A 16,397-nucleotide genomic window follows, 5' to 3' on the forward strand; every position below is an offset into this window, starting at 1 on the left:
TACAACACCGAACGCATCCAACAACGACTCAAGGGTCTAACCCCGATGCAATATCGAAATCAGACCCTTGAAGCCCTAACCGCCTAGAATTAAACCAGTCCAACTTTCGGGGGCCAGTTCAGGCAGCTCATTGGCTGCATACCGGGGCGGTTTCTTATCGCCACAGCTATCTCCGCTGCCAGCTAGCGCAGCCGCTGCCCGCTTTATTGCAGCGCAGAAGTTAGACGCATGACATTATCCACGTAACGGCGGATGAAGCCACGCTCATTCCACTCCTCAAGGGTCAGCTCGTGGCATACGGCGCGGTAATTGGCCACGAGCTGGTTGAACTGGTCAATGAGGTCTCCCTTGGCCACCAGCATGGTGGATTCGTAATTTAGGCCGAACGAGCGCGGGTCCATATTAGAAGAGCCAAACATGCACAACGGGTCGCGGCCTGGATCGTCAGGGTCGGTGATGATGAACTTGGAATGCAGCACAAAGGGGTAGGGGAATTGGTAGATGCGCACACCCGCCTCCAGCAGCGCCTGGTAGTAGGAGGATTGCGCGTGGTTGACCATAAACTGGTCCGCCTTTGCCGATACATAAAGTTCCACGTCCACGCCGCGGTAGCAGGCGGTGGTCACGGCCTCCAGCAGGGATTCATCCGGGACGAAGTAGGGCGAGCACAGCACTAGCCGGTCCTTGGCGTGGTGTACCAAGGAGTTGAACATGCGCAGGTTTGGCTCAGTGGTGTAACCCGGCCCGGAGGGGATTATCTGGAGGTGGTTGGCGTCGGCAGTCTGGGCGTCGTCATACGGCAGCTCATCCAGCGGCAGGTTCTCGTCCGCCTCGAGGTACCAATCCACGGCGAAGACCGCGGACATGGAGGTCACAATCGGGCCCGAAAGCTCCACCATGTAGTCAATCCAGTAGCGATCCTTGGTCTTGTACTGGCGCTTAATCATATTCAGCGAGCCAATAAAGCCCACCTTGCCATCGATAATCACCAGCTTGCGGTGATTGCGCAGGTCAGGGCGGCGGAAGCGGCCCTTGTGCAGCTGGATGGGCAGCATGAGATGCCAGTCGACGCCTATCTCCGTTAGCCGCTTACCCAGCTTGAAGTAGCCCTTGTACTTAAAGCTGCCAATCTGATCCAAAAGCAAGCGCACCTTCACGCCGCGGGCGGTAGCCCTGCGCAGCGACTCAAAGAAGACGTCTGTGGTCTCATCCCAGGACTGGATGTAGATCTCGATGGATACGTACTTCTCGGCGCGGTCAATAGCGGCGGCAATGGCGCGAATGGACTCGTCATAATCCGCGTGCAGGTCAAGGTTATGGCCCACCAATGCTGGGAACCCGGTCAGCTCGCGGTTGAGCCTGATGACCGATTCAATTTCGGCCGAAAGGATACCTTGTGGGTGATCCGGGGTGCGGGCTGTGACGTTTTCAATCTTCTCATTGGCTTCTTGCTGGATGCGGTGGCGACGCCGGTTGATATACGGCGATCCCATGAGCAAAAACAGCGGCAGGCCGATAAATGGCAGCACCAGAATAGCCAATAGCCACGCGGTGGAACTGGAAGGTCGGCGGCCTTCCGGCACAAAACCAACGGCAATAATCTTGATGCCGTAATCAAGGATCAGGAATACGAGCTGCCAGAAGCTGAGATCAAGAGACCAAGACATTTAACGAACGGAATCGAAATCGGGCAGATCATAATCTGCGATAAGCGGGCAATGATCAGAGGTTTTATCGCCGGCGCGCTCCACCATGTCTACCTGCGCGCCGGTCACATGCTTGGCAAGCGGGGCTGAAGCCAACTGGAAGTCGATGCGCATGCCCTCGTTCTTTTGGAAGCGCATGCCTTTGTAATCGAAGTAGGTATAGCGCTGGTCCTCCGTGAACCGGCGGGTAACCTCCTCGAGGCCGGCTTCTTCCAGCATCTGGAACGCGGCGCGCTCTGGCTCGGTGACATGAGTCTTGCCGCGGAATGCCTCAATATCCCACACGTCTTCATCGCGCGGGGCAATATTGAAATCACCGGTCATAAGCAGCTTGGATTGCGCATGATCTTCTGCATAGCGCGCCAAGTGATAGAGAAAGTCCAGCTTGTAGTCGTAGTGGCGGTCCGTAATCTCGCGGCCGTTGGGCACGTAGAGAGACCAGATTTCTACGCCACGGATGCGCGCCCCTAGTGCTCGGGCCTCACGGTCTTGCGGCTTTTCTGGATCTTTGGCAAAGCCTGGCTGGCCCGGAAAGCCGATAAAGACGTCCTCGGGCTCTTCCTTGGACACAATGGCCACGCCGTTCCACTGGTTGAGCCCGTGGCAGGTGACATGTAGGCCCGCGTCCTCGAAGGCCTCGCGCGGAAACTTATCGTCTTTCACCTTAGTTTCTTGCAGGCACAAAACATCGATGTCGTGCTTGGAGATAAGGTCCAGCGCCCGCTGTGTGCGGGTACGAACGGAGTTAATATTCCACGTGGCGATGCGCATGCCACATAGGTTACCTGGGTAGTGAGTCGAGCTCACTACCCAGCCCACAAGGAGTCAGCGGGCAGTCCCATAAGGCTCACCGCCCAGACCGGAAGTCCGCAGCGCGGAGCCTAGTCGCGCAGGCAGGCGTAGATGCGCCGGTGTTGCTCGATGAAGCCGAGCTTCTCAGCCAGACGTACTCCTGCGATATTCGAGGTCGGCGCGGTGAGGTACGCGTGCTCAGCGCCGTTGTCGTGGCCCCAGTGCAGCAGGTGCTGGAGTGCGAGCGTGCCGTATCCGCGGCGCCGGAAGTCCTTGGCCACCTCGATGGAAGAAAGACCCAGCCACGTGGTGCCATCGCCGGATTCGCTCAGGGTGCCGCGGGCAATGGCGACGGTCTCGCCATCGAGGACTAGGCGGCCAAATCCGAGCGTTCCCTCGAGGTGAGCGCCAAGGCTCTGCAACGCTTCGGCAGAAAGGGCATCGGTGCGGGATTGATACATCGCCAGCCACTCGTCATCGGGCTGGGCGGCGAGGTGGAAGGTGGGGGAGGGAGAGGGGGCGTCGGCAAGCGCGGGCAGATTCCGCAGGACCATGGCGAGGACCTCTGGCTCAGTCTCCCAGGCGGGGTCGGCGAGCAGGCGCTCGGCCGGCTTGCCTATGCGCTCCGGGACTAGCAGGTGCACTGGAAGGCTGTGGCGGGCGTAGAAGGCCTTAATCTCCTCCAGTGGCACCGGAGTGAAGCCGGCCGAAGGCCCCACGGGCACGGCCGAGTTGGAGCGGCCGGAAACCCCGTCGCTCGCGCGCAACAGCCAGGAACCGTCGCTGGTCCAAGCGTGGTCTGTGCTGGGGAAAGCCGCGGCCGCGGCAACCTCCACTGCGCGGATATCGGAGTTGCGGACCATGCGCGGGGAGAGGCGCTTGATGATCTTCAGCTGCTCTGGCGGGATCTCCACCGCCTCCAGGTCGGAGGGGTAGCCGCCGACCTCTTGTGGGCGAATGACCAGCGGATTGAGGCTCAGCACATGCCCGATGACATCGCTATGCACGTCGCCAAAGTCGCGCCGGGCCACCACGCGCTCGCCCACATGGATGGCATCGGAGCGGAAAATGCGTGACATTAGTCGTCGTGGCCGAAGGGATCGGCGTCCTCGCCCGGTACCCAGGAATAACCCGGTTCGGTCCAGCCGTGGCGCTTAATGGCCTTCTTGGCCTGGCGCTTATAGCGGCCGATGAGGGTATCGGTGTAGAGGAAGCCATCGAGATGGCCGGTCTCGTGCTGCAGGCAGCGGGCGAAAAAGCCATAACCCTCGACGGAGATGTCATTGCCGTTTTCGTCCTTGCCGGTCACGCGCGCCCAGTCGGCGCGGCCGGTGGGAAAGCCCTCGCCTGGCACGGAGAGGCAGCCCTCGTCATCGGAGCCATCATCGGCCGGCATGGTCTCTGGGATCTCGGAGGTCTCCAGCACGGGGTTGATAACGCAGCCCTTGCGCATGCCCGCCTCCTCGGACGGCAGCTCAGTGCCATTAGGGCCATCTGTATCGGGGCAGTGGTAGACAAAGAGGCGCTTGCCAATTCCTACCTGGTTAGCGGCCAGGCCCACGCCATTGGCGGCGTCCATGGTTTCATACATGTCCGCGATGAGCTGCTGCATTTCCGGGGTGGAAATCTCGGATTCTTCCACCGGTTGGGTGGGTTCGTGAAGCACGGTCTCGCCGTGGATAACGATGGGGCGAATAGTCATGCCTTACAGTTTAGGCATGAACCCCTTGTCTGACCTAGACGCCGCCATTTTGGACTTCGAGGAAACCGCGCCGCGCAGCATCGGCCACAAGGAAGAGGCCATCCGTGCGCAGCTGGACATCTCCCCGGTGCGCTACCACCAGCGCCTTAACCTGCTTCTCGACGCCCCCGCGGCCGCCCAATCCCATCCCCTCCTGGTTGCACGGCTGCGGCGCCTGCGCGAGGAGCGAGAAGACACGCGGCGCGCCGCGCGGGGAAATACCCCAGATAGTTAATTCTGGGTACTAGTGTTGCGTATGTGACTAATGTGAATCCGGAAAATTCGACCGACAAGGTATCCGACGAAACCCGCGCCGGCTCTGCTGCCGGTGCGTCCGCTTCCCGTGCAGCTAAGCGCCCCGCTGGTGGTGGCGCGCACGCTAAAAAGGGCGGCCTCCCGCTGCGCGGCCTGGCGATGGTCCTCATCGCCGTGGCCGTCATGCTCGGCCTCTGGGCTTTGTACTCCATGACCTCAGGCGACGATGACTCCACCGTGGCCTCCGAGAACAAGCAGGAAAACTCCACCGGTTCCACCATCGGTGCCGCGCCCGAAGGATCTGCTGGCCCCGACGCCGCAGGTTCCCGTGCCCCTGGCGCGCCAGGCGCTTCCGAGGGCGCGAGCGCGCCGGCCCCCGCACCGGCGCCAGGTGAGGGCGAAAGCGATGCTGCAGGCGACTCGGCCGCGTCCGGCGCTGCCGATGAGGGAGCCGCGGCTGAGGGAGATGCCGCCGCAGGCGAGGAAAACGCCCACTCCGCCGCGCGCGACCGCAACGATATTAAGGTCAGCGTCCTCAATAACTCCGGCGAGGTAGACAAGGCCAAGAAGGAAGCCGATTCCCTCAAGGGTGGCGGCTTCAAGGTTGGCTACGTGGGCAACCTGCCGGGCGATGTCCTCACCGTTCCGAAGACCACCGTCTTCTTCCCAGAAGGCGATGCCTCCGCTGAGGCTCTGGCCAAGGAAGTCGCCGCCCGCTACCAGGCCGATATCGCCCCGATGAACCGCGACCTGCCTAAAGAAGCAACCGATGACGGCGCCGTCGTCGTCGCCCTGGCGGTACCGCAGGCCTAAGCAAGCCGCGCACCTGACTTAAAGTCCAAGGCCATCCGGCCGAAGAGCAAGCACCATAGTTCTTCGGCCGAATGCCTTGGACTTTTGTGATCTGAACTTGTCCGCGACCGCCCGTCCACCGGTGCGAACAGGTTAAATAAAATTCACGCCTTAATACCTGTCACCCGTTAAGCTGAATGGGTGAAGATCCCGGCAGAACAATTCGCCCGCTCTCCCGAACCAACGCTCGGCGTGGAATGGGAGGTGGCGCTCGTGGACCGTGGCACGCGCGACCTTGTCCCGCGCGGCGCAGAACTCATTGACCTCGCCACTGCAACCCACCCCGAGATCCACCTGGAAAAGGAATTCCTCCAGAACACGGTAGAGCTGGTCACGGGCATCTGCCATACCGTGCCGGAAGCCATCGCTGACCTGAACACTTCCCTGAAGGCAGTGGAAGAAGCAGCCGATAAACTGGGCGTAGACGTCTGGGCCTCTGGTGGCCACCCGTTTACGGACTTCCGGGAGAACCCGCTTTCGGATAAGCCCAGCTATCAAGAAATCATCGCGCGCACCCAGTACTGGGGCAAGCAGATGCTGCTTTGGGGCACGCACGTGCACGTGGGCGTTAGCCACGAGGACCGCGTATGGCGCATCATCAATGCGCTGATGACCAAGTACCCCCACCTGCTGGCCATTTCTGCGTGCTCGCCCGGGTGGGAGGGCCTCGATACCGGCTATGCCTCCAACCGCACCATGCTGTACCAACAGCTGCCCACCGCAGGCATGCCGTATCAATTCCGCGATTGGGCCGAGTGGCAGTCCTATATGCGCGACCAGGCCATTTCCGGCGTTATTAATCACACCGGTTCCATGCACTTTGATATTCGGCCGGCGTCCAAGTGGGGCACGGTGGAGGTGCGCGTCTCTGATGCGACGTCCAACCTGCGCGAGCTCTCCGCCATCGTGGCGCTCACTCACTGCTTGGTGGTGTACTACGACCGGCTTATCGACGCCGCGGAGCCCCTTCCCACCCTGCAGCCCTGGCACGTGGCAGAAAATAAGTGGCGCGGTGCCCGCTATGGCATGGACGCGCTGGTGATTACCTCCCGCGAGACCGATGAGGCCTGGGTTAAGGACGAGTTAGCGGAGATGGTGGATGAGTTTAGCCCCATTGCGCGCGAGCTGGGATGCGTCAACGAGTTAAAGCTCATCCACGAAATTATCGATGGCGGAGCCGGCTATGAGCGGCAGCGCCGTCTCTTTAAAGAGACGGGCAGCTGGCGCGAGGTGGTCGAAGAGACCTGCCGCGAGTTGCACACCTTCCGCCCGCTCTAAAGCGGCGGGCAGGCGGGCCCGGGGCTAGTCCTCGGAGCGTGAATGGCGACCGTAGGCCGGGATATCGGGGATATCGGTGATGTCCTGAGCCGCCGGGAACGCGCGCGTTTCCGGCCCTACCGCGGGCATTTCTGCCGTTTCATCGCTGACGGGTTGCGCTGCCCGCGAATGCCCCTGGCCCCCACGGCTCGTAGCTGTGGTATTAAACGAGCGCGCCGGGCGTGCCCCGGCCTCCGAGCCAGCGGGCTGCGCAGGTAAGTGGTGGCGGCCCGGGGCGGGCGCTTCCTCTTCCGGCTGGGTGCCAGGGATAAAACCCCACACCGCGTAGAAGGCGATAAAGAGGACGCCGGCGCCGGTGAAGGCCAACGTTCCCCACGGCTGCAGATCCCAGTGGTCGAGCGAGCGGCTAGCCGCAGACAGCCACACGGGTGCGGAGATGAACGGCAAGGTCACCGCACACATAGCGAGCACCGACACGAGGCCAGCGACCTGCGCGCCGAGGATGCCGTGCAGGCGCTTGCCCAGACCCTGGTTGACGGCAACTAGCACGACGACGGCTAGCGGCACCGTCCACACCCAGTGGTGGTACCAGGAGAACGGGGAGACCAAGCAGGAGCTGATGCCGGCAAGCGCAAGTGCGGCGGAATTATTGCGGTGCTTCATCGCGGTGCGCAGCGCCAGGCAGGTCAAAATGAAGACCACGACCACGGCGGCAAGCCAGATCCAGCCGCCATCGATGCCCCATGCGCGGACCATCACCGAGCGAATGGACTGCGCACCTGGGTTGGTGTGCTCGCCCACGCGGGAGGACTTAAAGATAGCGTCGGTCCAGAAATCGGCGGCATCCGGAATCGTCACGAAACCAATGGCAACGGTCACCGCGAAGGTAAGGATAGCGATGATCGCTTGCCACCAGCGCTTCTGGAAGAGCAAGACCAGACCCATATAGGCCGGGGTGAGCTTCATACCCGCGGCCAAACCAATTCCGATGCCCGGCAAAGCGCGCTTGCGCGGGAGGATGTCCAAGGCCACCAGCAGCATCAAAAAGATGTTGATCTGGCCAAAGAATAAGGTGCCGTGCACCGGCTCATTCGCCGGGGTGCAGCACAGCAGCAAAAGGCCCAGCAGCCAAATTGCCGGGGAGAGCTTGAGGCCGCGCTCACGCAGGACCAGCATAATAACCGTGAACAAGGCGAGGGCGGTGCCGCCCTGCCAGAGAAGGATCAAGGGGGCGTCGGCAAGCGTGGAAAGCCACGTGAAAAGAGTGCCGGAAAAGGGTGGATAGGTAAAAGGCAGGTCGCCAATATAGGCGTTATCGTAGAGGTCCGCGCCTTGGGCCACCTCGCCGCCGGCGAGCCAATAAATCTTCAGATCCAGGGGAACGCGCCACACAAAAGCGCTATTGCCGTCGAAGATGCTGAAGCGGTAGACGATGACGCCGATAAGAGCGGCGAGCAAAGCCACCATAGTGGGAAGCCCATAAAGCTTTTTCACGGTGAAAAGCGTCTCCTACTTGCGGCGCAGCGACTTCGCGGCGGGTCGGTCGTTGCGGGACATGGATTCCTCGGTGCCGTACAGACCCTCACGGCGTGCAATACGTGAGGTGCGCTGCGCGGTTACCGGGCTAGTGAACATGGCAAACAGTACCAGCAAAACGAGTATTCCTAAATCCCCGCGCTCGGCTACGCTGAAGGATTCCGCGCCAGTGATGCGTATGATGGCGCCGAGGATGGTGAGGATAAGCCCTGTGGTTTGTGGCTTGCTTACCGCGTGTACACGAGACATCGTGTCCTTGAACCGAGCGATGCCGATGGCTGCGGCCAAGGTGAGGACGCTGCCGCCAATAATGAGGATGAGCGAGAGTACATCTGCAATAAAGGACCAGCTCATTGGCTATCCCTCTTCCTAAACCTGGTGACGGATACGGTGGAGATGAATCCCAGCAGCGCAATGACCAGCATGGCTGAGACCACGGTCGTGTTAAGTGACCAGCACATATAGGTAGCCAGCGCGCACTGGAACATCGCGGTAAAGCCATCCATGCCCACCAAGCGGTCCAGCGAATTGGGGCCGGTGACAATACGCCAGACGGTGATGAGGAAGGAGACCACCAGCAGCGCGGCGGCCACCAGCAAAATCGCGTTATAGATCTGCGGATCCATTAGGGGTGGCTCCTTTCAAAGATGTCGATGAATGAGGCCTCAAGGTGGGCCACGGCACCGATTTCGCGCTGAATCTGGGCCTCATCGCGGGCGTCTAAGATATGGACGGTAATCATGCGGTTGGCAATGTCGATATCGGTCACCGTGCCGCCTGGCTGCAGGTTATACAGCGTTACGGCCAGGGAGAGTACGAACTCATTATCCAAGCGCATGGGCAGCTCCAAGATGGCGGTCTTGGGCACCGGTTGCGGGCGCACGGCCAACCAGCCCACCTTGAGCGAGGCATAGAACAATTCCCAGAACCAGCGGGCCATGAAGGCGATGAGCTTGCCCCAAGAAACATCGATGTCTGCGATAGGCATGGCCGGCAGTGGCAGGGCAAAGACGATAATGGTGCCGATGAGGAGACCGGCCACCACATTGCCCACGGTGACCTCTCCCATGAGCATGCACCACATGATGGTCAGCCAGACGATGAACCACGGGCGGAAGCGGTGGCGCAGGCCGGAAAAGCGTGCGTTAGTCATCGCTAATATCCTTCCTCTTGGCGGCGTCCGGTGTCTTTACAGTGCCGGAGTGGGAATCGCGGCCGCCGGCTTCCGGGTCGGTGCGTGCATCCAGGCCCGGCTGGGCGGGCGGCTTCGCCTCCTGGGAGGGATGCCGGCGATTTTCATAGGAATCCGCGCCGCCGGTGTAGCGCTCCTTTTGATTGAGGTGGCGGGTGGGGTCATCAGCTCTATCGCCCAATACCGCGTACTGATAGATGGACGTATCCTGAGCGGATTCGGCCGCGCGCGAGGTGATGCCCGAGATCGGCCCGGCCAGGAAGGTGATGGAGGTAGAAGCAGCTACCAGCAGCGTAGTAGAGGCGATCATGCCAAAGGGAACCCTGCCCACGTCCTGACGGGAGGAAAACTCCACCTCATCCGTGATATCAGAAAGCGGAGCTGGGCGAGCGAGTGCCACGTTACCTTCGGGGGCATCGGCGCGGTCGCGTTGGAAGCCCTTTGCCCACACCAGCATCATGACGTAGAGGGTAAGCAGGGAGGTAACCACGGCGCCGACGATAAGCACCCAGGCCATCCAGGAATCCTCGTTTGCACCAGCTTCTAGCAAGATAACCTTGCCCAAAAAGCCCGAAAACGGCGGGATACCCCCCAGGTTGATCGCGGGGATAAAATACAAGATTCCAATGAGCGGGGCGGAGTACATCAGCGAGCCCAAACGGCGCAGCGACGAGGTGCCGGCCTGGCGCTCGACGAGTCCGACCACCAAAAAGAGCGCGGTTTGCACCAAAATGTGGTGCACGGCGTAGAAGATGGCGCCGGAAAGCCCTTGCGCGGTACCGAGCGAAACGCCGAAGATCATATAGCCAATGTGGCTGACCAGGGTAAAAGACAAAAGGCGCTTAATATCGGACTGTGCGATGGCGCCCAAAATACCCACCAACATCGTGGCTAGGGCTACCCACATGAGCACGGTATCGAGGCCGCCGGCGGTGAAAATAGAGGAGCGGGCGCGGATGATGGCGTAGACACCCACCTTGGTCAGCAGGCCGGCAAAAACCGCAGTGACCAGTGAAGGTGCCGTGGGATACGAGTCCGGCAGCCAGGCGTCCAGCGGGACGACGGCTGCCTTAATGCCAAAGGCAACGAGCAGCGTGGCAAAGATCGCGGTGCGGGTGCCTTCCGGGAGATCCTGCATGCGCTGGCCAATTTGTGCCATGTTCACGGTGCCTACCGATGAATACACAAAGCCCAGCGCGAGCAAGAAAATCATCGACGAGGCCATGGACACCATCACGTATCCCACACCAGCGCGCACGCGGCTGGCCGAAGCACCCAAGGTCAACAGCACATACGATGCGACGAGGAAGACCTCAAATCCCACGTAGAGATTGAAGAGGTCGCCGGCCAGGAAGGATATATTTACGCCCATGGTCAGCAACATGTAGGTGGGCAAGAATACGGCCACCGGCTCGTCTTTGGTGCCATCGCGCACACCTTGGGAGATGGCATACCAAATAACAGAAAAGAGCACCACGGACGAGGTAAAGAGCATCACCGCAGAGAGGCGATCTGCCACTAGCGTGATGCCCACTGGGGCGTCCCAGCCGCCCACCTGCAGTGTTTGAATACCCTCAAAATCCGCAATGAGGATCAACACGGCGTTGACTACCGCTGTTATAAGCAGCGAGAAAAATACGATTTGGCGCTGCGCATTGGGCACGCGGGAAAAGATCAAGGCGAGCGCTGCGGCTATCGCTGGGATGATGATGGGCAGGGGAATGAGGTAGCCGATGTAGGGAAAGAGGGCATCGACAAGCGGCTGCATGGTCTCACTCATCGTGGGCCCCCTTTACAGGCTCTTCAAAGGACTCTGGACCGAAGTTATCGCCTTCTTTGGTTGCGCGGCCCGTCGTGGGATCGTTGGAGGCATCGTGATCTGGGCTTGCGGCCGCATTGCCAGGGCGTGCAGCCTTGGCGGCAATGGCGGTATCCTCCGCGTCATCCTCAATGACATCGTCCGTGCGGTAGCGGTACTGGCGGTAGGCCAAGGTCAGTATGAAGGCTGTCAGAGCCATGGAAATGACGATGGCGGTAAGGATCATCGCTTGGGCGAGGGGATCTGCAATCTCGGTGCCAAACGGCTCCGATTCGCGGCCATCGATGGGCGGGGAACCGGCCGAGCCGCCTGCCTGCAGCAGGAAGAGGTTGGCACCGTTGCCCAAGAGTAAAAGTCCCAGCAGCATTTTGGTCATGGCGCGGTCTAGCAGCAGGTAGATGCCCGCGGCTACGAGCACGCCGGCGGCGAGCAGGAGGAAGAGATTGGCTTCCATTTACTTCTCCTTTCCTGTCGTAGCGGCTGTGCTTGCCGTGGTGGCTTGTTTCTTTTCCTTGCGTTGCGCCCGTTGCGCTTTCTGCTTGGCGGTGCGTTGGCGTTGCTGGCGGGCCAGCGAGCGGGCGCGGTCGCGGGCGCGCTGCTTGCGCATATCCTCTTCTTCATCCAGCTTCGCGCCCAAGGAGCTGAGTATGTAGAGCGTAAGGCCGATGACGATGAGGTAGACGCCCGCATCAAAGACCAACGCCGAAGGCAGCGATACCGCGCCGATGAGCGGGATCTCTGGTGAGGTATACCCACTGGTTAGCGGAGGGTGGCCAAAGAACATTGGGGCCACCACGGCCACTGCGGATAGGAAGAGTCCGGTGCCCATGGTGCGGCCGGCGTCGATAGGCAGGGTTTCATCCAGCTCTGCGCGCCCGCCGGCCAGGTAGCGCAGGATAAGAGCTAAGGCGGCGACGAGCCCACCGGCGAAGCCGCCACCCGGTGCATTATGGCCTGCGAAGAAGAAATAGAAGGAAATCGCGACCATAGACGGGAAGAGTACGCGGGTAGAGACATCGATCATCAGCGAGCGGTTGAGTGCCTGCTCTGATTCCACGCCGGCCGCCAGCCAGCGCCGCCCAGTAACCTGCAGGGTGGGGCGGCGGCTCGCGCGGGCGAAGGACTGGGTGCGATAAATCAGCGAAGCCACGCCCAGCGCGGCGATGATAATGACGGTGATCTCGCCAAAGGTATCCCATGCGCGCAGGTCCACCAGCAAGACATTGACGGTATTGGCGCCGTGGCCAATCTCCTTGGCCAGATCGGGCATGAACTCAGAGATGGGTTTGGACTGGCGCGCGTTGATGGCAAACATCGCCACCACGGTTACCGTCAGGCCCGTGCCCACCGAAAGCCACGCGCGCAGGCGCCCCATCTTGGGATCCTGCTTCCACTCGGTGGAGGCAGGCATGCGGCGCAGGACCAGCATGAAGATAACCATCACGATGGTCTCCGTCAGCAGCTGGGTCAGTGCAAGATCTGGTGCACCGTGGAGCGCAAAGATAAAGGCGAGCGTATAACCGGTCACGCCTACGATGATGACGGCGGATAGGCGGTTATCGGTGACCGTGGCGGCCACCGCGGCCACAATAATGATGACGGCGGCCACGATCTGCCAGGGATTTTCCGCCACAATCATCCGAATATCGGTGAGGTCGCCCTTGATGAGCATGGCTACCGGCAGCAACATCAAGGTGGCAAAAATGACCGTGAGGTTCAGCTGCAGGGAGCCGCGCTGCGTGGTTGCCGTCGTGCGCAGCGAGAGCTGGCGCAGAAGAGCGATGACCGAATCATAGGCATCATCCGCATTGCCCAGTGCAGGGTAGGCGAATTGCCACTTGACTAGGGCTTGGCGCTGCCAGTGCATGACAATACCGCCCACAATAATGAGCACGGAAAGGCCCAGCGCCACGGTAAAGCCGTGCCACAGCGCCAGCTCACTATGCGCCTTCGGGCCAAAGGTGGAGTTGAGGTGCTGGTCAAAGGCCGCCGAGAGCGGCTTGGGGAATATACCCAGTACCACGGTCAGGGCGGTCAGTAGGGCAGGGGAGAGCCACAGCCCCATGGTGACGGGATGCATCTTGGCGACGGCCTCTGCCGGCTCCGTGCCATTAACCTCCGGCTTGGTAGCGAAGGCGCCCCACAAAAAGCGCAGGGTATAGGCCATGGTGAGGATAGAGCCGAGGACATAGGCCACGAGCATCATATTGCGCGGCATGCCGGCCAGTAGCTCCTCGTGCATGGTGGCTTCCAGCACGGCCTCCTTGGCCACGAAGCCAAAGAGCGGTGGGACGCCGGCCATGGACAGGCCAGAGATGATAGCGATGCCAAAGAGGAAGGGCTCCTTGCGCCCTAGGCCGGATAGCTTGGTGATATCCCTCGTGCCTGAGCAGTGGTCGATGGCGCCGACGACCATAAAGAGCGCCGCCTTAAAGAGCGAGTGCGCAAAGGTCAGCGCAAGTGCGGCCTGCATGGCCTCGCGGGAGCCTACAGCTGCGATGGAAGTAATAAAGCCCAGCTGGGAGACAGTGCCGTAGGCCAGCACCAGCTTCAGGTCGCGCTGCTTGAGCGCCATCCAGCCGCCCAGCAGCATGGTAAATACGCCGAGGGAGATAACCACCACGTGCCAGGTGGCAACCTCATACATCGATGGCGCGAGGCGCGCGACTAGGTAGATGCCTGCCTTCACCATCGCGGCGGAGTGGAGATAAGCGGAAACCGGCGTCGGCGCCGCCATCGCGCCCGGCAACCAGAAGTGTGCCGGCGCGATGGCGGACTTCGTTAGCGCGCCCGCCAAGATAAGCACGATGGCGACCGTGACAAATGGCGTCTGGGCAAAGTGCTGATAGGCGGCGATATCGCTAAAGGTCCACGCCCCGGTCTGGCGTCCGAGCAGGATGATGCCCATGAGCATGGACAGTCCGCCCAGTGCGGTGACCATGAGTGCCTGCTGCGCGGCGCGGCGGGAAGAGGCACGCTCCGCGTAGTAGCTGACCAAAAGGTAGGACAGCATGGAGGTAATCTCCCAGAACACGTACATCAGCAGGAAATTATCTGCGGCCACCAGGCCAAACATGGCGGTGGCAAAGCCCACCATCTGCGCGGCGAACATGGCCAGGCGGCGCCGTGTGCCGTCGAAATAGCCCCAGCAATACACCAGCACCAGGGCGCCCATGCCCAAAATGATGAGGCTAAATAGCGCGCCTAGTCCGTCCAAGCGGAGGTCAAAACTTAGGTTGGCGGACGGCATCCATTCCACGGTGCGTTCGACCGCGCCGCCGTCTGTGAAGGTGCCGCGCAGGAAATGTACGAGAGTCCACACGAAGCCTGCGCCGGGAACCAGTGCCAAAATTCCAAAAGCCGGGCGACCCATTCGCATGATGAGCAGCGGCGCGACCACGGAGGCGGCGATAAGAGCACCCAGAAGTACTAGCACGTTGGTTACTGCGCTCCTTATGGTTGTGTCACGTTCTTATACCCCGCTGCCGCGAATACCACGAGCACACAACTGACGAGAGGCGAGAACATTCACGAGCCGCGCGCCGCTGAGTACGCCGCGGCGGCACAGTGCAAGCAACATGGCCGAGCGCGGGGCCAACTTTTTGCCACTTTACCGGTTTTTCCACGGCTTTGAAAGGAATAATTTTATGCACTGTATTATATGCCGCTATTTCGGGCCGATTGAGGGCAGAAATAAACCCCGCATCCCATCGGTTCGGGACGCGGGGAGTTGGCGGCAAGCCGCTAAACCGAAGCGGCAGCAGCCGCGGTGGCCGCGGCGGCCGGGAGGGGTAAGCCGCTAGGCGTAGCGCTGCAAGAAGAGCGCTTCTGCGGCAGCGATGTTTTCGATCTCGGTGGGATCGACGGACTCATTGGCCGAGTGGATGGTGCACTTTGGCTCCTCCACACCGTAGAGAGCGATCTCCGCGTTGGGGTGAGCCTCCTGCAGTTCGGTGGTCAGCGGGATGGAACCGCCCATGCCCTGTGCAGCGGTGTCCGTGCCGTAGGCCTCGGTGAGGCACTCGCCCAGTAGGGCAGCGGCGGGCTTTTCCGGATCGGTGGCAAAACCGGCATTGGCCTCGAGTACCTCGGCCTTAACGTGGGCGCCCCATGGGGTGTGGGCGCGGAGGTGATCACAGACGGCGTCGGCAATCGCAGCGGCATCGGCACCGGCCGGAACGCGCAGGTTGAGCTGCGCGGAAGCGGTGGCGGGCACGGCGTTGACGGCCTCTGACACCGGGGTGGAGGTAAAGCCGGTCACGGTAATGGCCGGGCGGGACCAGACCATGTTGGCCACCGGGGTGGCACCGGCTGGGTCGTCTTCGCCCATGATCTTGGTGCCCTCCAGCAGCTGCGCATCGGCGCGGAAGGCCTCGGCCGGGTACTCCTGGCCGGACCACTCGGCGGTGGTATCTACGCCGTCGATAACCGTGCGACCGTACTCATCGGACAGGGAGTCGATGGCGCGCATCAGCGCCTTGGCAGCATCCGGTGCCGCGCCGCCGAATTGGCCGGAGTGCACGGCGGAGGCCAAAGTATCGACCTGCACGCCAATCTGCGCGCCGCCGCGCAGGGACGTGGTCAAGGTCGGCTGGCCCACAGCGGCGTTGCCCGCATCGGCGATGAGGATGGCGTCGGCAGCAAAAAGCTCCGGGCGATCCTTGATGAGCTGGGACAGGCCCTCGCCGCCGCGCTCCTCAGAGCCCTCAATGAGGTACTTCAGGTTCACCTTGGTGCCGCCGTTATTGTCCACCGCGCGCAGGGCGGCTAGGTGCATGGCCACGTTGCCCTTGCAATCGGCGGCGCCGCGGCCGTACCAGCGGGTGGTGCCATCAGCGGCCTCACGCTCGGTCAGGGTGAACGGATCGGATTCCCAAGCCTCGCGGTTGCCGGCCGGCACCACGTCATAGTGGGAGTAGAGCAGCACCGTCTTGGCGCCCTCATCGCCCTTGCGCTCACCCAAGATGGCGGTGGAGCCATCGGCCGTGGTGATGGTTTCTACGCTCACTCCCGCCTCCTCCAGTGCGGACTTAACCCACTGGCTTGCGCCTTTGGTCTGGTCCTCCAAACCTTCCTCGTCGTGGACGGAATTAAAGGCCACGAGCTCGCTGAGCTGGCGGAAAATGGTCTCGCGATCGTTGCGAATGCTTTCATTAAGTGCAGTCATGTTCTCTACGGTACCCGCCCGCCCCAAGCTATAGAGCAACCGGAATAGGAAAACGCTGG

The 16,397-nt window shown here is 61.4% G+C and carries 16 protein-coding genes; 4 read left to right on the forward strand and 12 right to left on the reverse strand.

Translation table 11 applies throughout. From position 1 onward, the window contains the following. Positions 1 to 87, forward strand: an 87-nt coding sequence (locus tag MHY13_RS03835; RefSeq protein WP_239230518.1) for an IS3 family transposase, incomplete at its 5' end; no start/stop codon positions are given. A gap of 116 nt (positions 88 to 203) precedes the next feature. Here the strand turns inward: MHY13_RS03835 and cls are convergent. From cls to MHY13_RS03855, 4 genes are all read right to left on the reverse strand, one after another. Next, entirely contained in the window at positions 204 to 1,667 is a 1,464-nt protein-coding gene (cls, locus tag MHY13_RS03840; RefSeq protein ID WP_239281013.1) for a cardiolipin synthase, read from the reverse strand. After that, positions 1,668 to 2,477, reverse strand: coding sequence for an exodeoxyribonuclease III (locus MHY13_RS03845; protein ID WP_204610918.1), 810 nt, complete (start codon positions 2,475 to 2,477; stop codon positions 1,668 to 1,670). A gap of 110 nt (positions 2,478 to 2,587) precedes the next feature. Beyond that, positions 2,588 to 3,577 (reverse strand): GNAT family N-acetyltransferase, encoded by a 990-nt coding sequence (locus MHY13_RS03850; protein WP_239281015.1) that lies wholly within the window; start codon positions 3,575 to 3,577, stop codon positions 2,588 to 2,590. Beyond that, positions 3,577 to 4,200 carry a peptide deformylase gene (locus tag MHY13_RS03855; protein ID WP_005325608.1) on the reverse strand — a complete coding sequence of 208 codons (624 nt, stop codon included), beginning with the start codon at positions 4,198 to 4,200 and terminating at the stop codon, positions 3,577 to 3,579. The genes MHY13_RS03850 and MHY13_RS03855 overlap by 1 nt, the downstream gene beginning before the upstream one ends. On the opposite strand from MHY13_RS03855, the gene MHY13_RS03860 reads away from it, so the two are divergent. The 3 genes from MHY13_RS03860 (at position 4,199) to MHY13_RS03870 (ending at position 6,624) form a co-directional block, all read left to right on the forward strand. Further along, complete coding sequence (locus MHY13_RS03860; protein WP_239194521.1) at positions 4,199 to 4,474, forward strand: DUF3263 domain-containing protein; 276 nt, start codon at positions 4,199 to 4,201, stop codon at positions 4,472 to 4,474. The two genes, MHY13_RS03855 and MHY13_RS03860, sit on opposite strands and share 2 nt — an antisense overlap. Before the next feature lie 23 nt (positions 4,475 to 4,497). Continuing rightward, positions 4,498 to 5,307, forward strand: coding sequence for a LytR C-terminal domain-containing protein (locus MHY13_RS03865; protein ID WP_239281017.1), 810 nt, complete (start codon positions 4,498 to 4,500; stop codon positions 5,305 to 5,307). A 180-nt stretch (positions 5,308 to 5,487) separates the two neighbouring features. Further along, on the forward strand, positions 5,488 to 6,624 hold the full coding sequence (locus MHY13_RS03870) for a glutamate--cysteine ligase (RefSeq protein WP_239236090.1): 1,137 nt from the start codon (positions 5,488 to 5,490) through the stop codon (positions 6,622 to 6,624). 24 nt (positions 6,625 to 6,648) lie between these two features. Here the strand turns inward: MHY13_RS03870 and MHY13_RS03875 are convergent, their stop codons facing one another. The 8 genes from MHY13_RS03875 to MHY13_RS03910 form a co-directional block, all read right to left on the reverse strand. Continuing rightward, the gene (locus tag MHY13_RS03875) at positions 6,649 to 8,118 is read right to left on the reverse strand and encodes a glycosyltransferase 87 family protein (protein WP_239281018.1); all 1,470 of its coding nucleotides are present in this window, start codon (positions 8,116 to 8,118) and stop codon (positions 6,649 to 6,651) included. 15 nt (positions 8,119 to 8,133) lie between these two features. Beyond that, positions 8,134 to 8,514 carry a monovalent cation/H(+) antiporter subunit G gene (locus MHY13_RS03880; protein WP_179387013.1) on the reverse strand — a complete coding sequence of 127 codons (381 nt, stop codon included), beginning with the start codon at positions 8,512 to 8,514 and terminating at the stop codon, positions 8,134 to 8,136. After that, positions 8,511 to 8,786 carry a monovalent cation/H+ antiporter complex subunit F gene (locus MHY13_RS03885; protein WP_005325614.1) on the reverse strand — a complete coding sequence of 92 codons (276 nt, stop codon included), beginning with the start codon at positions 8,784 to 8,786 and terminating at the stop codon, positions 8,511 to 8,513. Before MHY13_RS03885 ends, MHY13_RS03880 begins: the two co-directional genes overlap by 4 nt. Continuing rightward, the gene (locus MHY13_RS03890) at positions 8,786 to 9,313 is read right to left on the reverse strand and encodes a Na+/H+ antiporter subunit E (RefSeq protein WP_239281020.1); all 528 of its coding nucleotides are present in this window, start codon (positions 9,311 to 9,313) and stop codon (positions 8,786 to 8,788) included. The genes MHY13_RS03885 and MHY13_RS03890 overlap by 1 nt, the downstream gene beginning before the upstream one ends. Continuing rightward, a complete protein-coding gene (locus MHY13_RS03895; protein WP_239281022.1) occupies positions 9,306 to 11,132 on the reverse strand; it encodes a Na+/H+ antiporter subunit D in 1,827 nt (608 codons plus the stop codon). Before MHY13_RS03895 ends, MHY13_RS03890 begins: the two co-directional genes overlap by 8 nt. Further along, entirely contained in the window at positions 11,125 to 11,625 is a 501-nt protein-coding gene (locus MHY13_RS03900) for a Na(+)/H(+) antiporter subunit C (protein WP_239281024.1), read from the reverse strand. Before MHY13_RS03900 ends, MHY13_RS03895 begins: the two co-directional genes overlap by 8 nt. Beyond that, positions 11,626 to 14,607, reverse strand: a complete 2,982-nt coding sequence (locus MHY13_RS03905) for a Na+/H+ antiporter subunit A (protein ID WP_239281025.1) — start codon at positions 14,605 to 14,607, stop codon at positions 11,626 to 11,628. It abuts the gene before it with no gap. 363 nt (positions 14,608 to 14,970) lie between these two features. Beyond that, positions 14,971 to 16,338 (reverse strand): dipeptidase, encoded by a 1,368-nt coding sequence (locus MHY13_RS03910; RefSeq protein ID WP_239281027.1) that lies wholly within the window; start codon positions 16,336 to 16,338, stop codon positions 14,971 to 14,973. Between the last annotated feature and the right edge of the window lie 59 nt (positions 16,339 to 16,397).

The organism is Corynebacterium sp. ACRPE, from assembly GCF_022347435.1.
In the GTDB taxonomy this organism is placed as follows: domain Bacteria; phylum Actinomycetota; class Actinomycetes; order Mycobacteriales; family Mycobacteriaceae; genus Corynebacterium; species Corynebacterium tuberculostearicum_D.

Excerpts from the sequence above, each read along its gene's own strand:
- MHY13_RS03860 (WP_239194521.1), top strand. The coding sequence starts at position 4,199 with ATGCCTTACAGTTTAGGCATGAACCCCTTGTCTGACCTAGACGCCGCC.
- MHY13_RS03885 (WP_005325614.1), bottom strand. The coding sequence starts at position 8,786 with ATGGATCCGCAGATCTATAACGCGATTTTGCTGGTGGCCGCCGCGCTG.
- MHY13_RS03855 (WP_005325608.1), bottom strand. The coding sequence starts at position 4,200 with ATGACTATTCGCCCCATCGTTATCCACGGCGAGACCGTGCTTCACGAA.
- MHY13_RS03880 (WP_179387013.1), bottom strand. The coding sequence starts at position 8,514 with ATGAGCTGGTCCTTTATTGCAGATGTACTCTCGCTCATCCTCATTATT.
- MHY13_RS03845 (WP_204610918.1), bottom strand. The coding sequence starts at position 2,477 with ATGCGCATCGCCACGTGGAATATTAACTCCGTTCGTACCCGCACACAG.
- MHY13_RS03900 (WP_239281024.1), bottom strand. The coding sequence starts at position 11,625 with ATGGAAGCCAATCTCTTCCTCCTGCTCGCCGCCGGCGTGCTCGTAGCC.
- MHY13_RS03890 (WP_239281020.1), bottom strand. The coding sequence starts at position 9,313 with ATGACTAACGCACGCTTTTCCGGCCTGCGCCACCGCTTCCGCCCGTGG.
- MHY13_RS03895 (WP_239281022.1), bottom strand. The coding sequence starts at position 11,132 with ATGAGTGAGACCATGCAGCCGCTTGTCGATGCCCTCTTTCCCTACATC.
- cls (WP_239281013.1), bottom strand. The coding sequence starts at position 1,667 with ATGTCTTGGTCTCTTGATCTCAGCTTCTGGCAGCTCGTATTCCTGATC.
- MHY13_RS03910 (WP_239281027.1), bottom strand. The coding sequence starts at position 16,338 with ATGACTGCACTTAATGAAAGCATTCGCAACGATCGCGAGACCATTTTC.
- MHY13_RS03850 (WP_239281015.1), bottom strand. The coding sequence starts at position 3,577 with ATGTCACGCATTTTCCGCTCCGATGCCATCCATGTGGGCGAGCGCGTG.